Source organism: Roseomonas sp. CAU 1739 (assembly GCF_039839775.1).
Lineage (GTDB): Bacteria > Pseudomonadota > Alphaproteobacteria > Acetobacterales > Acetobacteraceae > Neoroseomonas.
Genome location: NZ_JBDOQQ010000021.1, coordinates 33,713 through 56,131 on the forward strand (window position 1 = coordinate 33,713; position 22,419 = coordinate 56,131).

19 protein-coding genes are annotated in these 22,419 nt (G+C 69.4%); 10 read left to right on the plus strand and 9 right to left on the minus strand.

What is annotated here, in order from left to right:
• Positions 1–99 precede the first annotated feature (99 nt).
• The 4 genes from AAFN86_RS25485 to AAFN86_RS25500 all read left to right on the plus strand — a co-directional run bounded on the left by AAFN86_RS25485 (position 100) and on the right by AAFN86_RS25500 (position 5,249).
• A complete protein-coding gene (locus tag AAFN86_RS25485; protein WP_347546425.1) occupies positions 100–825 on the plus strand; it encodes an FCD domain-containing protein in 726 nt (241 codons plus the stop codon).
• A gap of 204 nt (positions 826–1,029) precedes the next feature.
• A complete protein-coding gene (locus AAFN86_RS25490) occupies positions 1,030–2,535 on the plus strand; it encodes an ABC transporter substrate-binding protein (protein ID WP_347546426.1) in 1,506 nt (501 codons plus the stop codon).
• A gap of 7 nt (positions 2,536–2,542) precedes the next feature.
• Entirely contained in the window at positions 2,543–3,526 is a 984-nt protein-coding gene (locus AAFN86_RS25495) for a zinc-binding dehydrogenase (RefSeq protein ID WP_347546427.1), read from the plus strand.
• A gap of 13 nt (positions 3,527–3,539) precedes the next feature.
• On the plus strand, positions 3,540–5,249 hold the full coding sequence (locus AAFN86_RS25500) for an amidohydrolase family protein (RefSeq protein WP_347546428.1): 1,710 nt from the start codon (positions 3,540–3,542) through the stop codon (positions 5,247–5,249).
• Here the strand turns inward: AAFN86_RS25500 and AAFN86_RS25505 are convergent.
• From AAFN86_RS25505 to AAFN86_RS25515, 3 genes are read right to left on the minus strand one after another with little or no spacing between them, the layout of a single operon-like run.
• Entirely contained in the window at positions 5,246–6,046 is an 801-nt protein-coding gene (locus AAFN86_RS25505) for an ABC transporter substrate-binding protein (protein WP_347546430.1), read from the minus strand. The genes AAFN86_RS25500 and AAFN86_RS25505 overlap by 4 nt on opposite strands.
• Positions 6,043–6,879 (minus strand): alpha/beta hydrolase, encoded by an 837-nt coding sequence (locus tag AAFN86_RS25510; protein ID WP_347546431.1) that lies wholly within the window; start codon positions 6,877–6,879, stop codon positions 6,043–6,045. The genes AAFN86_RS25505 and AAFN86_RS25510 overlap by 4 nt, the downstream gene beginning before the upstream one ends.
• A complete protein-coding gene (locus AAFN86_RS25515; protein ID WP_347546432.1) occupies positions 6,876–7,592 on the minus strand; it encodes a PIG-L deacetylase family protein in 717 nt (238 codons plus the stop codon). Before AAFN86_RS25515 ends, AAFN86_RS25510 begins: the two co-directional genes overlap by 4 nt.
• Positions 7,593–7,680: 88 nt before the next feature.
• Between AAFN86_RS25515 and AAFN86_RS25520 the strand changes: the two genes are divergently transcribed.
• On the plus strand, positions 7,681–9,303 hold the full coding sequence (locus tag AAFN86_RS25520) for a GMC family oxidoreductase N-terminal domain-containing protein (RefSeq protein ID WP_347546433.1): 1,623 nt from the start codon (positions 7,681–7,683) through the stop codon (positions 9,301–9,303).
• Positions 9,304–9,436: 133 nt separating this feature from the next.
• Positions 9,437–10,231 carry a DUF2189 domain-containing protein gene (locus AAFN86_RS25525; RefSeq protein ID WP_347546434.1) on the plus strand — a complete coding sequence of 265 codons (795 nt, stop codon included), beginning with the start codon at positions 9,437–9,439 and terminating at the stop codon, positions 10,229–10,231.
• 147 nt (positions 10,232–10,378) lie between these two features.
• On the opposite strand, the gene hemA is transcribed toward AAFN86_RS25525, so the two are convergent.
• On the minus strand, positions 10,379–11,590 hold the full coding sequence (hemA, locus tag AAFN86_RS25530) for a 5-aminolevulinate synthase (protein ID WP_347546435.1): 1,212 nt from the start codon (positions 11,588–11,590) through the stop codon (positions 10,379–10,381).
• 354 nt (positions 11,591–11,944) lie between these two features.
• On the opposite strand from hemA, the gene AAFN86_RS25535 reads away from it, so the two are divergent.
• A complete protein-coding gene (locus tag AAFN86_RS25535) occupies positions 11,945–12,322 on the plus strand; it encodes a cytochrome c family protein (protein WP_347546437.1) in 378 nt (125 codons plus the stop codon).
• 85 nt (positions 12,323–12,407) lie between these two features.
• Here the strand turns inward: AAFN86_RS25535 and AAFN86_RS25540 are convergent, their stop codons facing one another.
• The gene (locus AAFN86_RS25540; RefSeq protein ID WP_347546438.1) at positions 12,408–13,376 is read right to left on the minus strand and encodes a hydroxymethylglutaryl-CoA lyase; all 969 of its coding nucleotides are present in this window, start codon (positions 13,374–13,376) and stop codon (positions 12,408–12,410) included.
• A gap of 131 nt (positions 13,377–13,507) precedes the next feature.
• Between AAFN86_RS25540 and AAFN86_RS25545 the strand changes: the two genes are divergently transcribed.
• Together AAFN86_RS25545 and AAFN86_RS25550 are read left to right on the plus strand one after the other, a co-directional pair.
• Positions 13,508–14,485: a tripartite tricarboxylate transporter substrate binding protein gene (locus AAFN86_RS25545; protein WP_347546439.1), complete on the plus strand. Its 978-nt coding sequence runs from the start codon at positions 13,508–13,510 to the stop codon at positions 14,483–14,485.
• Positions 14,482–15,612 (plus strand): CoA transferase, encoded by a 1,131-nt coding sequence (locus tag AAFN86_RS25550; RefSeq protein WP_347546440.1) that lies wholly within the window; start codon positions 14,482–14,484, stop codon positions 15,610–15,612. The genes AAFN86_RS25545 and AAFN86_RS25550 overlap by 4 nt, the downstream gene beginning before the upstream one ends.
• A 181-nt stretch (positions 15,613–15,793) precedes the next feature.
• Here the strand turns inward: AAFN86_RS25550 and AAFN86_RS25555 are convergent, their stop codons facing one another.
• From AAFN86_RS25555 to AAFN86_RS25565, 3 genes are all read right to left on the minus strand, one after another.
• A complete protein-coding gene (locus AAFN86_RS25555) occupies positions 15,794–17,728 on the minus strand; it encodes an AsmA family protein (protein WP_347546441.1) in 1,935 nt (644 codons plus the stop codon).
• 102 nt (positions 17,729–17,830) lie between these two features.
• The gene (locus AAFN86_RS25560; RefSeq protein WP_347546442.1) at positions 17,831–18,805 is read right to left on the minus strand and encodes a tripartite tricarboxylate transporter substrate binding protein; all 975 of its coding nucleotides are present in this window, start codon (positions 18,803–18,805) and stop codon (positions 17,831–17,833) included.
• A gap of 249 nt (positions 18,806–19,054) precedes the next feature.
• Positions 19,055–19,756, minus strand: a complete 702-nt coding sequence (locus AAFN86_RS25565) for a GntR family transcriptional regulator (RefSeq protein ID WP_347546444.1) — start codon at positions 19,754–19,756, stop codon at positions 19,055–19,057.
• A gap of 80 nt (positions 19,757–19,836) precedes the next feature.
• Here AAFN86_RS25565 and AAFN86_RS25570 point away from each other — a divergent pair, with 80 nt between their 5' ends.
• Positions 19,837–21,168, plus strand: coding sequence for an LLM class flavin-dependent oxidoreductase (locus AAFN86_RS25570; protein WP_347546445.1), 1,332 nt, complete (start codon positions 19,837–19,839; stop codon positions 21,166–21,168).
• Between the two features lie 44 nt (positions 21,169–21,212).
• Here AAFN86_RS25570 and AAFN86_RS25575 read toward each other — a convergent pair whose 3' ends face one another.
• Positions 21,213–22,418, minus strand: a complete 1,206-nt coding sequence (locus AAFN86_RS25575) for a glycosyltransferase family 87 protein (protein ID WP_347546446.1) — start codon at positions 22,416–22,418, stop codon at positions 21,213–21,215.
• Position 22,419: the final 1 nt, after the last annotated feature.

A 22,419-nucleotide genomic window follows, 5' to 3' on the forward strand; every position in this document is an offset into this window, starting at 1 on the left:
TTCCATCCTGCCGGCGAGCCAGCGCCACGATCATGCTGTCTGACAGCTTTACAGGCAAGCCTCTTCACAGGAAGGCGTCCGGCATGGCAATCCGGGGCCATGGTCCGCACCTTCCCCACCGCCGCCCCTGTGCGACGCCTGCGCCTGTATGAGGAGATCGCCGCGCGGGTGGCGGCCTATATCCTCGACCATGACGTACCCGCCGGCGGGCGCCTGCCGGCCGAGGGCGAGATCGCCCGCAGCCTGGGCGTCAGCCGCCCGGCGGTGCGGGAGGCGATCGTCGCGCTGGAGACCGCCGGCATCGTCATCGCCCGAAGCGGCGGCGGCTTGTTCGTGTTGCGCAGGCCCCGACGCGGCGCGCCGCTGCCCTGGGCACGGCGCGGTGACCCCGGCCCGGGGCCGCGCGAGCAGCTTCGCGCCAGGCTGCTGATCGAACCCGAGATCGCGGCGGAGGCGGCGCGGGTGGCGACGACAGCGCACGTCGATGCGCTTGATGAGGCCGCGCGCAGCATCGCTGCGGCGGCGACGGCCGGGCTTCCCTTCGCCGAGGAGGCGGTGGAATGGCACATTGCCCTCGCCGAGGCCGCCGGCGTAGCACCCCTCGCCGAGTTCATGCCGCGGCTGCTCGACAGTGCGCAGCATGCGATGTGGCGCACCATCCGGGCAAAGTCGGAAACCGACAAGCAGGCCTCGGCGCGCAACGGCGTGCGCGAACGTCTGGTCGCCGCGCTGCGCGCGCGCGACGCGGAGGCGGCGCGGCGCGTCATGCGCGAGCATCTCGAAGCCGTCGCGCAGATCGCCTTCGGCGAGGTCGAGGACGCCTGACGCCGTCCGCCCGGTAGCGTCCCTTCGACAAGTATGGACGTGCGAACGGACGGATATGGCGGCCTATGCTTGGCAGCGGAAGCGCCACGACGATCGGATCGGACGCAATGCAGCGCCGGGCTCGCGCGTCACGCAGGCTCCATTGCGCGCTTCCCACCCCGGGGCGAGACTTGATCGCAGAAACGGTAATCGGGAACCCGCAACATGCGACGCCTTGCCGCCCTGCTGCCGCTGCTCGCCTGCCTCGCCCAACCCGCCGCGGCACAGCATCTGCGCATCGGGCTGAATTCCGACCCTGACGTGCTGGACCCGACGCTGTCGCGCACCGTCGCCGGCCGCCAAGTCTTCGCCGCCATGTGCGACAAGCTGGTGGACATCAACGAACGGCTGGACATCATCCCCCAGCTCGCCACCGCTTGGCGCTGGGCGGATGACGGGAAGGCCCTAGTGTTCACCCTGCGCGAGGGCGTGCGCTTCCACGATGGCGAACCCCTGACCGGCGAGGCCGCGGCCATTGGCCTGCGCCGCCACCTCGACACGCCCGGATCGACCCGCAAGGCGGAGATGGGGCCGGTGACCGAGGTGGTCGCGACCGGCCCGCTGGAGGTCACCATCCGGCTGTCGGAGCCCTTCGCGCCGCTGCTGGCCGCGTTGGCGGATCGCGCGGGCATGCTGGTCTCGCCACGCCAGGCGCGGGTCACCGGCGCGGATTTCCAGCGCGAGCCCGCCTGCGCCGGGCCCTTCCGCCTGACGCGGCGCATCGCCCAGGACCGCATGGAGTTGGAACGCTTCGACGGATACTGGGACGGTGCCAATATCCATGTGGATCGCGTCACCTATCGGCCGATCCCGGATGCGACGGTGCGGCTGGCGAACCTGCGCGCCGGCGCGCTCGACATCATCGAGCGCGTCAGCCCCTCCGACGTCGGCGACGTCCGGCGTGACCAGCGGGTGCGCATCGCACAGGCGCCGTCGCTGGCGACCTTCTACCTCGCCATCAATGTCGCCAACGGCGCACGGGCGCAGACGCCGCTCGGCCAGGATGCGCGGGTGCGGGAGGCGCTGGAACTCGCCATCGACCGCCAGGCGCTGGTCAACGTCGCCTTCGAGGGGCTGTGGGTTCCCGCCAACCAGGCGGTGCCGCCGGACCATCCCTTCTATGCGCGCTCCGTCCCGATGCCGCAGCGCGACGTCGCTCGCGCCCGCGCCCTGCTGCGCGAAGCCGGCCACCAGCGCGTGCGGGTGAAATTCTCCGTGCCCAACACCACCGACTACCTGCAGGCCTCCGAGGTGATCCAGGCCATGGCCGCCGAGGCCGGCTTCGACATCGAGATCCAGCTGATCGAGACGGCGACGCTGCTGAACCAATGGACCGCCGGGGATTTCGAGGCGCTGATCATCCAGTGGTCCGGCCGCGTCGATCTCGACGGCAACCTGTTCGCCTTCTACGCCTGCGGCGTTCCGCTGAATGGCGGGCGCTACTGCAACCGCGACGTCGATGCGGCGCTGACGGAAGCACGGCGCAGCGTGGATACGGCGGTGCGCGCCGCGGCCTATGACCGCGCGGCGCGGCAATACCTGGCGGACCGGCCCTATATCAACCTGTGGCAGCCCTTGACGCTGCACGGCGTGGGTGCGTCGATCCAGGGCTTGCGCTTGGTGCCGGACGGCCTCATCCGGGTGCAGGGCCTGCAAGGGGCCAGGGGATGAAACGGACATGACGGATACGATGCTGGCGGCGGTTGTCACGACCGATGGCGTGCGGGTGCAGGACGTGCCGCGCCCGGTGCCGGGACCGGAGGAGGTGCTGGTCCGCGTCCGCGCCGCGACGCTGAACCGCGCCGACCTCGGCGTCGCGGCCGGCGGGTCGCATGGCGCGATGGGCGGTGCGGGGACGATCCTGGGGCTGGATTTCGCCGGCGAGGTCGCCGCGGTCGGCAGCGCGGTGAAGGACGTGAAGCCGGGTGATCGCGTGACCTGCTCGGGTGCGGGCGGCTACGCCGAGTACGCCATCGCCGACAGTCATCGCGTCCAGAAAGTGCCCGACCGCAACCTATCCTGGGAGGAAGCGGCGACGCTGCCGGTCGCACTCGCCACTATGCACGACGCCATCGTGATGAATGGGCGGCTGGCGAAGGGTGAGAGCGTGATGATCCTCGGCGCGTCGTCGGGCGTCGGCATCATGGGCATGCAGATCGCGAAGTTCATGGGCGCGTCGCTAGTGGTGGGCACCTCGACCGATGCGGCGCGGCGGGCGCGCCTGATGGAATTCGGCGCCGATGTCGCGGTGAACACGCGCGACGCGGATTGGGACAGGCAGGTACTGGCGGCGACCGATGGCCGCGGCGTGAACCTGGTGGTGGACCAGGTGAGTGCGGCAACAATCAACGCGGCAATGCGCTGCACGGCAATCCTGGGGCGCATCGTCAATGTCGGACGGCTCGGTGGCGCGAAGGGTGAATTCGACTTCGACACCCATGCGACGCGGCGCATCGCCTATATCGGCGTCACCCACCGCACGCGGTCGCGCGACGAGATCCGCGCCGAATACGCCGCGATGCGCCGCGACCTGTGGGACGCGGTGGAACAGGGCCGATTCAGCATCCCGATCGACAAGGTCTTCCCGCTGGCCGATGTCGTCGAGGCGCTGGCGCACATGAAGGCCAACAGGCATTTCGGTAAGATCGTCCTGTCGGTCTGAACGGGAGGCACGCATGCATGACCTGGTGATCCGCGGCGGCACGGTGGTCGATGGCACCGGTGCGGCGCCCTTCGAAGCCGATGTCGCGATCAGCGGCGCGCGCATCGTCGCGGTCGGAACGGTCGGCGAACGCGGCGTAGAGGAGATCGACGCGAAGGGCCTGTTGGTGACGCCCGGCTTCGTCGATATCCACACGCATTACGATGCGCAGGCATCGTGGTCGGAGCGGTTGATTTCTTCCTCGATCAATGGCGTCACCACCGCGCTGATCGGCAATTGTGGCGTCGGCTTCGCGCCCTGCCGGCCGGAACGGCGCGACATGCTGGTAAAGCTGATGGAGGGCGTCGAGGACCTGCCCGAGGTGGTGCTGACCGAGGGCCTGCCGTGGACGTGGGAATCCTTCCCCGACTACATGGATTTCCTCGGGTCGCGCCGCTACGACACCGACATCGCGGCCATGGTCACCCATGCGCCGCTGCGCGTGCATGTGATGGGCGAGCGCGCCGAGGCGCATGCGGAAGCGACGCCGGCCGAATGCGCCGAGATGGCACGACTGGCCGCCGAGGGATTGGCCGCAGGCGCGGTCGGGATTTCCACGTCGCGCGCGCTGGCGCATCGCACGCTGGACGGGCGGCACATCCCGACGCTGGGCGCGCCGGAAGCTGAATTGGAGGCGCTGGCCCGCACACTGCGCGCACACGGTTCCGGCTGGCTGCAGGTGATCTCCGACTTCGACGATCCGGCCGAGGAGGAATTCGCCCGTCTGCGTCGCGTCGCGGCGGTGGCGGGGCGGCCGCTGACGTTTTCGTTGTTGCAGCGAGAATCCAAGCCGGGCTTCTGGCGCTGGCTGCTCGACCGCGTCGAGGAAGCCAATGCCGCCGGCGTGCCGATGTTCGGCCAGGTGATGGGCCGCCCGGTCGGGTTGATGTTCGGCTTCGAATTGTCGCAGCATCCCTTCCTGACACGTGCCTCCTATCGCGAGGTCGCGCATCTGCCGCTGCCGGACCGCATCGCCGCGCTGCGCGACCCGGCACGGCGGGCGCGCATCCTGGCCGAGCCGACCGACGATGCCGGGCTGAAGGTGCGGCTGAACAATTGGGACAAGATCTTCCCGCTCGGCGACCCGCCCGACTACGAACCACCGCCGGAGCGCTCCGTCGCCGCCATGGCGGCCGCGCGCGGCATGACGGCCGAGGCGCTGTGCTACGACCTGATGCTGGAACGCGACGGGCGCGCCATCCTCAACCGCCCGCTGCTGAACTACGCGGATGGCGACCTTGCCGCGATCCGCGAGATGATGATGCATCCGCACACGCTGATGGGCCTCGGCGATGGCGGCGCGCATGTCGGCTACATCTGCGATGCGTCCTGCATGACGCATATGCTGGTGCATTGGGCGCGCGACCGGCAGCGCGGGCCGAAGCTGCCGATCGAGCAGGCGGTCAAGCGCATCAGCCGCGACAATGCCGCGGCAATGGGCCTCGCGGATCGCGGCGTGATCGCCGCTGGGCGCAAGGCCGACATCAACGTCATCGACTTCGCGCGGCTGCGGATGCGCGCGCCGGAGATGCATTACGACCTGCCGGCCGGCGGCAAGCGGCTGGTGCAGAAGGCGGAAGGCTATGTCGCGACGCTGCTGTCCGGCGCCGTGACCTATCGCGAGGGGGAGGCGACCGGGGCGCTGCCCGGCCGCCTCGTCCGTGGGCCGCAGGCCGCCGCCTAGGACCAGACCTGCGCCGTGGTCAGGGGCTGCTTGATCAGCCCCTGCGCCGCGCAGAACCGCCCGGCCAGCGCGATGGCCGGGGCCAGCGCATCGGGCGTCGTCAGCGATGCCGCGAAGATGTGCCGCAGGCCATCCATCACCGCCGCGTCGCGCGCCAGTTCCGACTTCACCACCACCAGGTGGTTCACCGGCTTGAAGCCGTAGCGCGCCTGGAAGTCGCGCCCGGCGGCGGCGGGATCGGGGAAGACAGTGCGCATGCCCTCCGGCACCTCGAAGCCGAAGATCGCGGCGTCCAGCTCGCCGCCGCGTAGCATCGCGGCGATGTCGCTGCCCGGCGCCGCGCGCGTCACGAAGGGCGGGTCGCGGAAGGTCGGCACATGGGCGTCCTCGAAGGTCGTCCAGGGGATCGAGTCCGGCGGGACACCGTGGCTGTCCGCCAGCACGCCGCGCAGCCACATCCCAGTCGTCTGGCTGTAGGCGCGCACGCCGACACGCTTGCCCTTCAGGTCCGCAGGACCCTGGATCGGGCTGTCCTTCGGGCAGACCAGCGCGCCTTCCTGGTAGCGTTCGGCCATCACCGCCGGCAGCAGGGTGATGGGGATCCCGGCCTCCTTCGCCATCAGGAAGGTGGCGATAGCCATTTCGCAGACATCGAAGCGCAATTCGCGCACCATCGGCGCGAAGGCCATGTTGATCGGCTTGATCGTCGCACGGTCCAACCGCAGCGTGGGCGTATCCGCCAACGCGGCTGTGTGGGGGTATTCGCCGATCGCCGCGGTCAGAACGCGCTGGGTCATGCGCCGACCTCCGCGAAGAAGGCATCAACCTTCGCGTTGAAGGCGGCCGCATGCTCGAAATGCCCGGAATGCCCGGCCTTGGGCAGCGGGGAGACGCGCGCATTCGGGATCACCGCCGCCATCGCCTGCGGGGCGAAGGGCGGGATCACCACATCCTCCTCGCAGGGCACGAACATCACCGGGGTGTTCGCCGCGGCGAAGGATTCCGGCGCGCGCGTGCGTGCCGCATGCAGCTTCGCGCGCACCGCCTCCCGGTCGAAGCCCTGCGACAGGCCGTTGATGTGGGTGTAGAGCTGGTGCAGCGCCGGCTGGTCCTCCGCCATGCGCGCGCCGCCCGCGGGCAGGATGTTGCGCGACAGCAGCGCGCTGCGCGCCTCCGCACTCTCCCTGCTCCAGCCGGCAAGGCGCGAATGCTCAGGCTCACGCATCTGCCGGGGGTCGAGCGACCCTGTCGTCGCCGCCATCACCAGCGCCTTCACCCGGCCGGGCCGCAGCAGCGCATATTCCACGCCGGACCAGCCACCCATGGACTGGCAGACCATGCGGATGTCGCCGAGCTTCAGTTCATCAACCAGCGCTGCGACATCGCCGGCATATTCCGCGGGGTCCGGCCCACCCGCTGGCGCGGTGGAGGGGAAGAAGCCGCGATGGGAAAACGCCACGCAGGTATACCGCGTGGCGAAATGCGCCACCTGCTGCCACCAGGAGAACAGGCAGCCGCCAAGGCCATGGGCGAAGACGATGGCCGGTCCTGAGCCGGTCACCTCATAGCGGATGCGCGCATCGGGCCGTTCGATCCAGCCGGCGCGGCGGGGCGGTGCGGTGAAGGTCATGCCAGCGTCTCGACCACATGCGGGAAGACGGACTGGAAGCCCTCGCCCCATTTGATGATCTTGTCGGAATTGCGCGCCGCCTGTGCGCCGCGCTGCTGGGCGACGCGCGTGTAGTATTCCCAGAGGTGTTCCTGCCCCTCCATGCATTCGATCGCCGCGCGCTTCTTCGCCCACACATTGCCGATGTCGAGCAGCACGTCCGGCTTCCAGTTGCATTGTTCAGGCTGGTGCGGTTCGAACAGGAAGACCGGCGGCGCGCCGAGCACCTTCTGCCCCGGATTGTGGCCATGCGCCTGCGCGGTGATGCGCGCGTGCTGGGCAAAATCCGTCACCGCAGGGTGATCGCGGTTGTAGATGTCCTCGCGCGAGTGGGTCAGGACGAAATGCGGATGGATGTCGCGATACACATCGACGAGGCGGAATAGCGAATCGTTCGTCAGGGTGATGGGGTAGTCGCCCAGGTCCCAGAACTGGATTTCGTGCACGCCCAGCACCTCGGCGGCCTTCTTCGCCTCGGCGTGACGCGACGCCTTCACGCGGTCCAGCGTCATGCCCGGCACGCGCCACAGCTTGGCGGATTCGCCGCGCTCGCCATAGGACAGGCAGACCACGGTGACCTGCCAGCCCCTCTCGGCATGCAGGGCGATGGCGCCGCCGCAGCGCCAGACGAAATCGGCGGAATGGGCGCTGACGACGAGGGCGGTTTTCGGCATGCGGTTCCTCCACTGGCGATCTGGCGGCGCGGCTCGGGCGCGCTTAGGCTTGAGCGGCGCAGGAAACCACAGGAGCCGATCCCCCGCCATGGCCGACACTTTCGACTACGTCATCGTGGGCGCCGGCGCCGCTGGATCCATCCTCGCCGCGCGACTGACCGAGGATCCCGGCGTGACCGTCTGCGTGCTGGAAGCCGGCCCGCCCGACCGCAATCCGTGGATCCACATTCCGGCAGGCTTCATCAAGACCCTGGTCGATCCCGCGGTCACCTGGCAGTTCAAGACCGAACCGACCGAGCGGACGGGCGGGCGCCCGATCGCGACCACGCAGGGGCGCACGCTGGGCGGATCGTCATCCGTCAACGGCATGATCTACAATCGCGGCCAGCCGGGGGATCTGAATTCCTGGGCGCAGCGGGGCAATCGAGGCTGGGGCTATGACGACTGCCTGCCCTACTACATGCGGACCGAACAGCGCATCGGCTTCGGCCGCGACGACCGCCGCGGCAAGCAGGGCGGGCTGCCGGTCACCGACATGGACTGGATCCATCCGTTGTCGGAAGCCTTCCTGGAAGGCTGCGTGGCCGCCGGCCTGCCGCGCAATCCGGATTACAACAGCGGCGACCAGGCCGGCGTCGGCTATTTCCAGCGCGGCATCCAGAAGGGTTGGCGCGTCTCCGCGGCCCGCGCCTTCCTCAAGCCGGCGATGGCGCGGCAGGAATTGGAGGTGCGCACCAATGCGCGGGCCTGCGGCCTAGTCTTCGAGGGCAAGCGCGCGGTCGGCGTTCGTTACCAGACCGAGCGTGGCGGCGCCGCAGCCGAAGTGCGCGCGCGACGGGAGGTGATCATTTCCGCGGGCACGGCGAATACTGCACGGCTCTTGCAGGTGTCGGGCATCGGCCCGGCCTCGACGCTGGCGCGGATCGGCGTGCCGGTGTTCCACGAATTGCCGGTCGGCGAGAATTTCCGCGACCACTATGCCTCCCGCGTCGTGATGCGCGCGAAGGACGGGGTGGAGACGCTCAACCAGCTCGCCAAGGGCTTCAAGCTGGCACAGCAGGTGGCGCGCTGGGCGGTGGGCAAGCCGTCGATCCTGGCGACCGCGCCGTCGCATGTGCATATCTTCTGGAAATCCTTCGAGGGTCTCGACGAGCCCGACCTCCAGGGCGTCTTCACCCCTGGCTCCTATGCCGAGGGCAAGGTCTATGTGCTGGACGACTACCCCGGCTGCACCGCCGGCGCGTGGCAGCACCGCCCGGAGAGCACCGGCTGGGTGCGGGCCAAGACCGCCGATGTGTTCGACGACCCCGAGATCCAGCCCAACTACCTGTCCAACGAGATGGACCGCCGCGTCCACCTGGGCGGCATCCGGCTGATCCGGCGGCTGCTGAACACCCCGCAGATGCAGGCGCTGCTGGCGCAGGAAGTGCTGCCCGGCATGAATGTCGAGCGCGACGATGAGTTGCTCGACTTCGCCTATCGGAACGGCTCGACCACCTATCACCTGATCGGCACCTGCCGGATGGGGCCGGAGACCGACACGACCTCGGTGGTGAACGACCGGCTGCAGGTGCACAGGCTGGAGGCGCTGCGGGTGATCGACGCCTCGGTCATGCCGTCGATGACCTCCTCCAACACTTATGCGACGACGATGATGATCGCCGAGCGAGGGTCGGACTTCATCCGTGGACGCCCGCCCCTGGCCGGGTGACGCCACGCACCCGCAGCATCACCAAGAAATGATGTTGCTTCGATCCGAACCCGCACCACGTCGATGGGGCGCAGAGGCCCACGCGGCGCCTGCCCGCCTGGCTTCCCATCGCGCATCGGAAGGGAGGATCACCATGGCACAGACCATGCCGCATGTCGGCCTCGCCGACATATCCGACATCCCCGCGATCCGCCGCATTGGTCTGCCGGATCTGCGGGACGCGCTGTCGCGCGGCATCGACGACTTCCTCGCGACGCCAACGCAATTGTTCTTCCTCGCGCTGATCTACCCCATCATCGGCATGATCGCGGCGCGCGCGGCCTGGGGCGGCGACCTGGTCTACCTGATCTTCCCGCTGATCGCCGGCCTGTCCCTGATGGGTCCGGTCGCGGCCATCGGTCTCTATGAGATCAGCCGCCAGCGCGAGATGGGGCGCCAGACATCCTGGCTCGATGGGCTCCGGGTCTTCCGCTCGCCGGCGATCCTGTCCGCGGCCGCGCTCGGCGTGCTGCTGCTGGCCATCTTCCTGCTGTGGATCTTCGCTGCCCACCTGGTCTACCAGGCGACCTTCGCGGGCCACCCGCATGCGACCCTCGGCGCCCTGCTGCGCGACCTGGTGGACACGCGGGAAGGCTGGTCGCTGATCGTGCTGGGCAATGCCGTGGGCTTCATCTTCGCCGTCGTGGTCCTCTCGCTGACCGTGGTGGCCTTCCCGATGATCCTGGACCGGGAGGTCGGGCCGGTGACCGCGATGCGGACCTCGCTGCGCGCCGTCGCCGCCAACCCCGTTCCGATGGCCGCATGGGGGCTGGTTGTCGCGGCGGGCCTGCTGCTGGGCTGCCTGCCGCTATTCGTGGGACTGGCGCTGGTGATGCCGGTGCTCGGCCATGCGACGTGGCATCTCTATCGCAAGGTGGTGGTGTCGTAGGCCGGATGTCCGCCCGCCAGCCCTGTGCTGGCGGATGAGCGTGCCGGCACCGACGCGATCCCGGGGCGGTTTGCGTGGGCGCGACCAAACGCCGCCCGCCCCGGGCACCGCCGCGTCATGGCCGGAAGCGTCGGACCCGGCGGGTCGTCACGCCGCTCGGCGCAGGCTGAAGCGCGCCCAGACGCTTTCCAGCGCCGCCACCAGCCGGTCCATGTCGGCATCGGTGTGCACCGGCGATGGCGTGATGCGCAGGCGTTCCGTGCCGCGCGGTACGGTCGGGTAGTTGATCGGCTGGACATAGATGCCGTGCTCGTCGAGCAGGATGTCGCTGATGGTCCTGCACAGGACAGGGTCATGGACCATGACCGGGACGATATGGCTGGCATTGGCCAGATGCGGCACGCCCGCCGCATCGAGCCGCCGGCGCAACGTCGCCGCGCGTTCGTGCAGGCGGTCGCGTTCCGTGCCGCTGTCGCGCAGATGCTCGATCGCCGCGCGCGCGCCGGCGGCGACCGCCGGCGGCAGCGCTGTCGAGAATATGAAACCGGAGGCATGGGAGCGCACGAAATCGACCATCGCGGCGGAGCCGGCGATATAGCCGCCGATCACGCCGAACGCCTTGGCGAGCGTGCCCTCGATCACCGTCAGGCGCGACGCCACGCCGTCGCGTTCGGTCACGCCGCCGCCGGTCGCTCCATACAGGCCGACGCCGTGGACCTCATCGCAATAGGTCATGGCACCGAACTCATCGGCCACGTCGCAGATCTGCGCGATGGGCGCGATGTCGCCATCCATGGAATAGACGCTCTCGAAGGCGACCAGCTTCGGCGCGGCGGAGTCGAGTTCGGCCAGCACGCGGCGCAGATCGGCCAGGTCGTTGTGGCGGAACACCCGGCGCTCGGCACGGGAATGGCGCATGCCCTCGATCATCGAGGCATGGTTCATTTCATCCGAGACGATCACGCAGCCAGGCAACCGCGACGCCAGTGTGGACAGCGAAGCCCAGTTCGACATGTAGCCGGAATTGAACAGCAGCGCCGCCTCGGTGCCGTGCAGCGCGGCGAGCGCGCATTCCAGCAGCACGTGTTCATGGTTCGTGCCGGAGATGTTGCGCGTGCCCCCCGCCCCTGCGCCGTAGCGGTCGAGCGCCTCATGCATCGCCGCCAGGACCTTCGGGTGCTGGCCCATGCCGAGATAGTCATTGGAACACCAAACGGTCACCTCGCGCGTCGTGCCGGCGTCGTGACGGATGGCGCGCGGGTATTGCCCCGCCTGTCGCTCGATATCGGCGAAGACACGGTACCGGCCCTCCCGACGCAGGTTGTCGAGATGGCTGCGGAAAAAAGCCTCGTAGTCCATCCCTGAACTCCCAGGACCAGACGCTGCGCCATGGCGGGGGCCAGCAGGCGCGAAGACATTGCGGCATTCCCGATGCCGCGCGCGGCACGACGCAAATACCAGTTCCCACGGGTGAGACCACGCGATGCCAATTCCCACAAGCGCACGCCGTCACGCCTTGACGCAGATCAAGGCCGGCATCGGCAAAGCACCGCCTGGCATGACTTTCACCCTCCCACCGAGACGGGCTTCACCGCGCTGCCCGTCCCCGTCGGGCACAGGCTTGCCAGATCGCAGGATCGGGCTAAGTCGGATCCTGCGCACTCCGGCAGCACCGGCCAGGGCGCTGACGATCCCCGTGGGAAGGAGTCTCGGATGCGACGGATGATGCTGGCGGCGGTCCTGGCCTCGGTACCGGCCATGGCTTTTGCCGAAGGTGGCGACGCGGCGGCCGGCCAGCGCGTATTCAACCAGTGCCGGGCCTGCCATACGGCGGACCAGGGCGGGCGCAACGGCGTCGGCCCCAACCTGTTCGGGATAGTCGGTCGCCCGGCCGGCAACATCGATGGCTTCCGCTACTCCCCGAACATGCGGGAATTCGCCACCGGGGGCACCACCTGGACCGAGGATCGGCTGCGCGCCTACGTCACCAATCCCAAGGCCGTGCTGCCGCGCGGCAGCATGTCGTTCCCCGGGATCCGCAACGAAACGCAGGTCAACGACCTGATGGCCTATCTCGCCTCCCTGAAATAGCCGATACGGCCTGCCGCAGCGCGCTCTGCACTCCCGTCGCTGGCACCATCATGCCGGCGACGGCATCGGCTGCCGGCGGCGAGGTTCAGGCCGCCACCCGGCGCTGGCGATAGGCGCCGAGCGATCCCGCATGCATCAGCCGCCCCGACAGCGGCCGGCCGATGATCCTCTCGGCGAGGCGTGCCGCCTCGATCAGCGCCTCGAGGTTCACGCCGGTCTCGATGCCCATTTCGTGGCACAGGAAGACCATGTCCTCCGTGCAGATATTGCCCGCGCCGCGGCTGTCGCCATGCCCGGCAAAAGGGCAGCCGCCCAGGCCGGCGACCGAACTGTCGAAGTGGGACACGCCCATTTCCAGCGCGGCCAGCACATTGGCCGGGCCGAGGCCGCGCGTGTCATGCAGGTGCAGGCCGACCTCGGCCTCCGGCACCGCGTTGCGCAGCAGCCCGATGGCACGGCGGATCGCCTGCGGGTTGGCCCAGCCCATGGTATCGGCCAGGTAAAGCCGCGGCGGCGCCATGCCGCGCGCCTGGCAGGTCTTCCAGGCCCAGACCAGCTCGGCCACCGCGCGTTCCGGTGCCACCTCGCCCTCGAAATTGCAGCCGAAGGCGGCCATGACCAGGGCGCGTTCCATCGTCACGCCATCGGCCGCATAGCGGTCCAGCCAGTCATTCACCCGGCCGCGCATCTCCGCCGCGGTGCAGTTGTTGTTGCGCATGGCGAAGGCGTCGGAGGCATAGAGCGCGATCCGCCCGGTGATGTGCACGCCGGGCACCGCACGGGCGCGGTCGTAGCCGCGTTCGTTCAGCCACACGGCGTCGTAGCGCACGCCCGGCTTGCGCTTGATGGCGGCGAACAATGCTTCCGCATCGGCCATCTGCGGCACCGCCTTGGGCGAGACGAAGGACGACACCTGGATCTCCTCCAGCCCCGTCTCCGACAACGCATCGACCAGTGCGGCGCGGTCGGCGAGCGGGAAGCTGCCGCGCTCGATCTGGAAGCCTTCGCGCGGGCCTTCCTCATGGAACAGGACGTGCTTCGGCAGGTCGGACATGGCGTTTCCCCTGCCATGCGGGCGGCGCCGATTGACGTGGCGCGTCGCTGCATGGACGCTGTTGCTTCGCCACCCAGTATGTCGCCGCAGCATCCGCCCCGCCAGAGGGCGCCTGTCCGGAGGAAGTATCCATGATCCGACCGATCGGTCGGCGTGCCGCCCTTGCGGCGATCGCCACCACGCCCGCCCTGCCCCGCCTGGCCTCTGCGCAAGGCACTTGGCCGGACCGGCCGGTCCGCTTCATCGTCGCCTTCCCCGCCGGCAGCGGCACGGACGTGAATGCGCGCATCTTCGCCGAGGCGCTGCAGGTCGAACTTGGCCAGCCGGTCGTGGTCGACAATCGCGGCGGCGCGAACGGCTTCATCGCGTCCGAGGCGGTCGCCCGCGCGCGGCCCGATGGCTACACCTTCCTGTTCACCGCGAACACCACGCATGGGTCCAACCCGGCGCTGTTCCGCCGCCTGCCCTATGACCCCGTGGCGGATTTCTCGCCGGTCGCGCTGATCGGCCTGGGCGTGCTGCTGGTGGTGGTAAACAACGACCTGCCGATCCGCACCATGCAGGACCTGGTGGCCTATGGGCGGGCCAATCCGGGGCGGCTGAACTTCGCCTCCGGCTCCGCTTCCTCCCGCGTCGCGGGGGAGATGTTCAAGTCGATGGCCGGGGTGGACATGGTCAATGTCACCTACCGGTCGAACCCGCTCGGCATCACCGATGTGATCAGCGGCGTGGCGCAGGTGATGTTCGTCGATGCGACCACCTCCGCACCCCATGCGCGGGAGGGGCGCGTGCGGGCCATCGGCGTCACCAGCCGCGAGCGCACCTCGATCCTGCCGGATGTTCCCACCGTCGAGGAACAGGGCTTCCAGGGCTATGAGATGCTGTCCTGGACCGCGGTCTATGGCCCGGCTGGAACGCCGGCGCCGATCGTGACCCGCATGAACCGCCTGATCAACGAGATCATGGCGCGCCCATCGGTCGCCGAACGCCTGACAGCCACCGGCACGATGCTGCGGCCGGGCTCGCCGGACGACCTCGCCACCTTCCAGGCGGCCGAGATCGACAAATGGAAGCGCATCGTCACCGCCGCGGGGATCGAGTTGCAATGACCGAGGGTGTGCTCGCCGGGCTGCGCGTCATCGAACTCGGACAGGTGCTGTCCGGGCCCTTCGCCGGGGCGATCTTCGCCGATCTCGGCGCCGAGGTGATCAAGGTCGAGAAACCCGATGGCGGCGACGACGCCCGCCAGATGGGCCCGGCCTTCCGCCATGGGGACGCGCTGAACTTCCACGAGTTCAACCGCGGCAAGCAGTCGGTGACGCTCGACCTGAAATCGGCCGAGGGCGTGGCGGCGCTGCATGCGCTGCTCGCCGATGCCGACATCATGCTGCACAACCTCCGCCCCGGCGTGGCGGAGAGCCTCGGCATCGGTCCGGAGGAGGTCACGGCACGGCATCCGCAGCTGATCTATTGCGCCATGGGCGCCTTCGGCCATGTCGGGCCGGAGAAGCTGCGGCCCGGCTATGAGCCGCTGCTGCAGGCCTTCGGCGGGTTGTCGTCGATCACCGGAGAGCCGGGCGGCCCACCGGTCCGCATGGGGGCCTCGGTGGTGGACCAGGGAACGGGCATGTGGACCGTGCTCGGCGCGCTGGCGATGCTGGAGAGGCGGCACCGGACGGGGCGCGGCGGGGTGGTGAACACGTCGCTGCTGGAGACCGCGCTGCTCTGGGCCGGGCAGAAGATCAGCGGCTATGTCAACACCGGCAAGGTAGGGGAACGCCACGCCTCGGGTCACCCGAACCTGGTGCCGTATCAATCCTTCGATACGGCGGATGGGCCGATCCTGGTGTGCTGCGGCAATGACCGGCTGTTCCGGCGTTTCGCGGCGGAACTCGGCCATCCCGAATGGTCTGAGGATCCGCGCTTCGCGACCAATCGCGCGCGGCTGGCCAATCATGGCGAATTGCTGCCGATGATCGCCGCGCTGATGGGCGCGGTGAAGCGCGTCGAATGGCTCGACCGGCTACAGCGCATCGGCGTGCCTTGCGCGCCGGTGAACGCGATTCCTGAAGTGCTGGCGGAACCGCAGGTGCAGGCGATGGAGATGGTGCAGCCAGTGCCGGGGGAGGATTTCTCCCTGGTCGCCATGCCGCTGTCCTTCGACGGAGAACGGCCACGCATGCGGGGCGGTGCGCCGCGCCTCGGGGCGGACAATGCGAAGGCGCTCGGCGCCTGAAGGCCGATGGGCGTCGGAAGCGCGGCGCTCGCCGGTGGCTGGGGTCGTGGCAGCGTAAGGCCAGCGGATGGCTGCGCCACAGCCGGAGGCTATCCGCGGTCAAGGACCTGATCCTGACCAGGATATGCAAAGGCGCACGATGGCGCGCAGCCCGGGTTTTGCTGCGATACCCGTCCAAGCCCTAGCCGCCGCGCCGTCCGCCCTGGGCGCGTCGCAGCGTGTCGTTGCAGCGTGTGTCGTCGCCGATGCCGAGTTCGATGGTCGGCAGGATCGCCAGCGGCACGGAGACGAAGCCGAGCGCCGCGGCGATCCCGCCGCGGATGCCGAGTTCCACGATCTCCGGCTGCACGACCGGATCACGCAGCGTGCCGGTCACCAGCAGGTCGGTCGGCAGCGCCGCGACGGTGAGGCGCTTCGCCTGGCTGCGCACGCGCATGTCCAGCCTCTCCTGGTCGAGCCTGATGGCGCCTTCCCCGCTGAGCAGCGCATCCGCCGTCTCCAGCAGCAGCACGCGGGGCCGCAGCACGCCGCGCTGCAGCGTGAAGTCACCAACGAAGCATTCGATCCGCGTGCGGGACGGCAGGCCGAGTGCGGAGAAGATCGCATTGCCGAGCCGCAACCCGGACAGGTCCACCAGGACGGCAGAGAGATTGCCGCCGCTGGTCACGAGGATTAGCGATCCGTCACCGCGGGCCAGCAGTTCCGCCGTGGACCGACCGGTCGCGTCGATCCTGGCCCGCCCGGTCAGCGCGCCGCCGCCCTCGGAGCCGACGAAGCGCATGATGCGGGAGATATCGACGCGCCGGAAATCGATCTCGCCTTGCATATGCAGCGCCTCGCCCTCGACCGGGGTCAGCACAAGGTTCGCGGTCACCTCGCCGCGCCCGACGCCGAAGGCGACGGGGCGCAACGTGATGACGCCGTCGATAAGTTCGAGCTGCGCGCGTAGATTATCCACCGGCGCCGAGCCGCCGACGACCTGCCGCGCCGCATAGGTCAGGTGCACATTCGCGGCTTCCAGCTTCGGGATGTTGACCGGCGCGTCCGGCAGCACGCGGGAGCCTTGCTGCGCCTGCCGCGTCGGCGTGCCGCGGCCGGGCCGCCCGCCGATGAATCCGGTCAGGTCGGCAAGATCGACACGGCGTGACTGCAGGTCGGCCGTCACGTCGGGCCGCGTGCCGCGCGGGTCGATGGTGATGGCCCCGCCGAGGTCGCTGTTGCCAACACGGCCGGCAATCTCGGTGAAGCGGAAGCGGGCTTCGGCGTAGCTGAGCTTCCCCTTCACCTGGTAGCGCGGCGTCTGCGGGATCGGCACGCCGGTCAACGGGGTGAGCAGCGCCATGTCCGGGCCAGCGAGTTCAAGCGTCAGATCCGCGCCGGCCAGGGCGAGCACGTCGCGCAATGTCCCGGTCAGGTGACCACGGGTCGGGCCGTTCACCAGCGTCAGATCGACGGGCCAGGGCACGGTTGCCTCGCCCAACGCCAGCAGCGCGCCGCCGGTCATGGTGGCCGTGAGGGGCTGCGCCGCATAGGTGCCGCGCGCTTCGGCGACGATCATCGGGGCACCGGAGGCGTCGTCGCGCGTCTCGAAGGCGACCTCGAAATCGGCCCTGAGATGGTTGATGGCGACATGCGCCAGACCGCCGACCACACGCAGCGCGCCGATGCGCAGGCGGGAGGCTGGCGGCGACGCTTCACCGACCGGTTCCCCCTGCGGCGACGGCAAGGCCAGGGTATAGTTGTTGTCGCCCTCGCCGCGCGAAAGGGCGGTGATGACAGGGCCTTCCACCGTGACCGACGGCAGGATGAGAGCGCCGGTGCGGCGCGTCTCCGCGACATCCAGGTCGAGGGTCACGCGTGCGGCGCGCGCGAAAGGCGGATCGCCCGGCCAGCCCTCGGGGTTGGCGAGCCGGACGTCCTGCACTGTGATGCGTGTCAGACCAAACGATGGCGCGATGGAGATCGACCCGATCGTGACAGGCCGGCCAAGCATGACCGAAAGGCGGGCCTGCGCCACGGGGCGTGCCGCGAGCCAAGCGGCACCGGCCGCCCCGCCGACGAGCAGCATGGCGACCACACAGCCGCCGACGATCCATTTCGCTATCCTGCGTCGCATCGTGACCTCGCGGGCACCCCGTCGATTCAGGGCACGCCGGGAGGACAACGCCGGTGCCCGCCGATCGGCCCGGCGGCACACGCGACTGTGATGAGGAGGCGGCTACTCCTTCTCGATCCCCGCCATCTGCACCACGCGGCCCCAGCGCGCGCGATCCTCGGCGAGCATGCGGTCCATATCCTCCGGCGTGCCGCCGAGCGGGTCCGACCCCCACGACGCCAGACGCTCCTGCACGGCCGGCGTCTTCACGATGCGGTCGATCTCGGTGGCCAGGCGGCGGCGGATCTCGATCGGCGTGCCGGCGGGGGCGCCATAGCCCATCCAGGCATTGGCCTCGTAGCCCGGCAGGCCCGCCTCCTCCATCGTCGGCACGTTGGGCAGCAGGGAAAAGCGCTGCTTGGTGCCCACGGCGAGGGGGACCAGGCTGCCCGCGCGGAAATCCTCCAGGAAGGAGGGCACCTGTTCGATCACCAGTTGGATGCGTCCGGCCAGCAGGTCGGTGCGTGCCGGCGCGCCGCCGCGATACTGCACCATCTCGAGTTCCAGCCCGCCAGCCATGGCGCGGAACATCTCGACCGTCAGGCGCGATGCCATGCCGGAGGTGGCGAAGTTCAGGCTGCCGGGCCGGGCGCGGGCGCGCTCGATGAATTGCTGGACCGTCGTGATGCCCAGCGAGGCCGGCACCGCCATGACATAGGGGATGTTCGCCACCATGCAGACGCCGCACAGGTCGCGGGCCGGGTCGTAGGGCAGGTTGCGATAGACATGCCCGTTCACCGCCATCGGCCCCGGCGAACCGGCGAGCAGCGTGTAGCCATCGGGGGCGGCCTTGGCGACGGCATCCGCACCGATCACGCCGAAGGCCCCGGCGCGGTTTTCGACCACCACCTGCTGGCCCAGCGGCGCGCCGAGATTGTCGGCCACCAGGCGCGTCATCAGGTCGGTGGTGCCGCCCGGTGCGAAGGGAACGATCACGCGGATCGCGCGTGACGGGTAGGCGTTCTGCGCGAGGGCCGGCCGCGCGAGCCCAATCGTCGCGGAAAATCCGATGGCCTGGCGGCGGGTGATGCGGGTCATGTCGAGGCTCCGGCAGGAAATTCATGGGCCGGTCGTTGCCGGCAGGGTCGTGACGGGCGGCGCTCGGGACGATACCAGCCGATTTGAATTCAATTTACAACTGCCCGGCCGCGTCGTGATCGCCGGGCCCGACGCGACACCGTGCCGGCGCAGATCGAGAAGCGATGCCGCAGGCCGCGCCAGGGTCGTGACGACGCCCGCACAATCGATGGGCGGGAGGGCGGGCAGCGCCGGCCAAGGCCCGCCGCCCTACCGATCGCGCAGCGACCGCAGCAGCCGCGCCCCGGCATCATGCACATGGAGCCGCAGCAGCAGGGCCAGCCGATCGCCATCGCCTTCCCTGAGGGCGGCGAGGATGTCCCGGTGTTCGCGGTTCACCTGCTCCCGGCTGTTGGCGATCTGCCCGCCGAGGCGGATGTAGCGCTCCACCCGATTGGCCAGCACGCCGAGCAGTTCGCCCATCACGCGGCGCCCGCTGGCCGCGCGGATACGGTCGTGGAAACGGCGGTTGTGCAGGCCGAAATCACGCCCGCCTTCCGGCGTGCCGGCGGGTAGCGCCTCCATGGCAGCGACCTCGGCCTCCAGCGCGGCGATATCGGCGGCGGTCCTGTGCCGGGCGGCGGCCTGGCCGATGCGTTCCTCGAACAGCGCGCGGATCTCGAAGATCTCGGCGATGTCCCCGGGATCGAGCGCGGCGACGACATAGCCGCGGCGTGGGCGCGACAGGGCCAGCCCCTCGGCTTCCAACTGCCGCAGCGCTTCGCGCACAGGCGGGCGGGACACGCCGAGGCGCATCGCGATGTCCTCCTGCCGCAGCAGCGCCTCGGGTGGGATGGTGCCGGACAGGATCGCCTCGCGCAGCCGCTCGGCGACGAAGGCCGGCAGTGACGCATGGGCGTCCTGAGCCCCGGGGCGCGCTTCGGGCAGTTCGAGGTAGGGAGCGTGGGTCATGGCAAAATTGAATTCAAAATGCTGGACAGCCCGCCGCATTGCAAGCAGCCTTTGCGTGCCCTTTCGACGGAAGCCTGCCGATGCCGATGATCCTCGCCGCCAACGCCAATGCCCAGGGCAGCCATGTGGGCGAATGGCGCCATCCCGATGCCTGGGACCGGCCGGCGGCGAATATCGCGAATGCCGTGCGCCTCGCGCAGATCGCCGAGGCGGGCAAGATGGACCTGCTGTTCCTCGCCGATGGCAATGGCGTGCGCAACATCGACAAGCCGGACCTGTTCGCCGCCACATCCCCCTCTGACCGACCGGGCGTGTTCGAGCCGGTGACGCTGCTGTCGGCGCTGGCGATGGCGACGCGCCACATCGGCCTGGTGGCAACCACCACGACAACCTATGACGAGCCCTTCCTTGTCGCGCGGCGGTTCGCCTCGTTGGATCACATCAGTGGCGGCCGTGCCGGGTGGAACCTCGTCACGACCTCCAATCCCGGCGACGCGCTGAACTTCTCCCATCCCGAACATGTCGGGCGCGACACGCGCTACGAGCGCGCCAATGAATTCGCCGATGTCGTGAAGGGGCTTTGGGATTCCTGGGCCGACGACGCCTTTCCGCAAGACAAGGCCGCAGGCCGCTTCCTGCATCCCGACAAGGTCCGGCTGTTGCACCACAAGGGGACGCATTTCCAGGTGGCTGGTCCGCTCAACGCGCCGCGGCCGCCGCAGGGCCATCCGGTTGTGTTCTCGGCCGGGCAATCGGAGGCGGGCAAGGAACTTTCGGCCCGCCACGCCGACTGCATCTTCGCCATCGAGGCGACGCTGCCCGCAGCGCAGGCGCTGTATGCCGATGTGAAGGGGCGGCTCGCCGCATATGGCCGCACGGCGGACGACCTGAAGATCCTGAGCGGCGTGACGATCTTCGTCGGCGAGACGGCGCAGGAAGCCGAGGACCTCGCCGGCGCGCTGGATGATCTGGTGCCGCCAGCGGTCGGCGTGGACTACCTGTCGAAGATGCTTGGCCGAAGCATGAAGGACTACCCGCTCGACGGACCGATGCCCGACTTCCCCGGGGAGCATGTCGGCCATACCGGCATCGGCCGCGCCATCGTGCGGGTCGCCCAGGAACAGGGGCTGACGGTGCGCCAGACCTATCGCCGCATCCTGCCGCAGATGGCCGGCAACATGTTCAAGGGCGACCCGATCCAGGTCGCCGATGTGATGGAGGCCTGGTATCGTGGAAAGGGCTGCGACGGCTTCATGATCGCCGCCCCCGTGGTGCCCACCGGCCTGGAGCGCTTCACCCGGCTGGTGATCCCGGAATTGCAACGCCGGGGGCTGTTCCGTCGCGAGTATGAGGGCGGCACGCTGCGAGAGAATCTTGGGTTGAAGCGGCCGGCGGATCGCTTCGCCGGCTGAATCCCTGATTGAGTGAGTATCGTCTCACTCCCGACTGAATCCGGTCAGACGCGATCTGCTCCCAACCGCGCCGCGCCGCCGCACACCCGGATGCGCCGCATGACCAGCCCGAAGACCAGCAGCGCGGCAACCGGGCCGATGCCGACCCCGGCGAACAACACAAATCCGATGGACACCCCCGGCAGCACATAGGCGAGCGCAAGGCCCAGCTTTTCCCATGGCAGGAAGCCGTCACGGCGGGCTTCCGCCAGAATCCAGGCGAGCGGCAGCAGCAGCAGCGTGAGATCATAGCCGAAGACGTAGGGCGTCATCAGCGGTGCGGCCGCGGCCATGGCGGCGACCTCGGCCCGGCCTCCGGGGCGAGGGCGCAGCGCAACGACGATGGCCACCGTCGCGGCCGCCGTGGCGCAGATTTGCACGACATAGGCTGCGACGCGCGGCATGCCGAGGCCGCGGAGCGTCGCCTGGACACTCTGCATCTGCCACAGCGGCACCTGTCCGCTGTGCAACGCGTCGGGCCCGGTGCCCATGGTGGCGAAGAACGCCATCCAAGCCTCGGCACCCAGGACCAGCCAGGAGATGCCGACAAGAATGCTCACGGCGAGCCCACCGAGGAGGATCACACGCCATCGACGCGCGGCCGCCAGGCCGGGCAGCACCGCCAGGCCAAGCTGAGGCTTGCAGGCCAGCACCGCGAGCGCCGCCGCGGCACCACCGGGCCGACGATCCAGCAGCAGCCCGACGAGGGCGAACAGCGCCGTGGTCAGGAAGGCGTTCTGGCCATTCGCCACATTCTGCACGCTCGCCGGCGCCAGCACACACAGCACGGCGACGACCGGCCAAGGTGCGGGACGGTACGCCGTGAGTGCGAGGATGCACGCCACGGCCGTCACGACGATCCAGAGAAGATACGACCAGGCATATGGCAGCAAGCCGAGCGGCAGGCACAGCAGCAGGAAAGGCGGCGGGTACAGGAAGGGGAAGTACCCCTGCTCCGGCGACAGACCCTGCGCGGCGGCGTGGCGCAGCCTGTCCCACGCCGCTGCCGGATCGCCCCCGAGGGCCAGGCTCGACGCGGCATGGAACGCCATGAAATCGAGGCTCGGTTCGGCATCCGCGCCAGCCCCGACGACGCGCACCAACGCAGCCGACAGATAGATGGCCGGAACCGTCAGCAGGATACCGCCGTAGAGCCAGGCGCGTCCGGCGGTCAGCCAGCACGCCTCGCGAAACCAACGAACGACCGCCAAA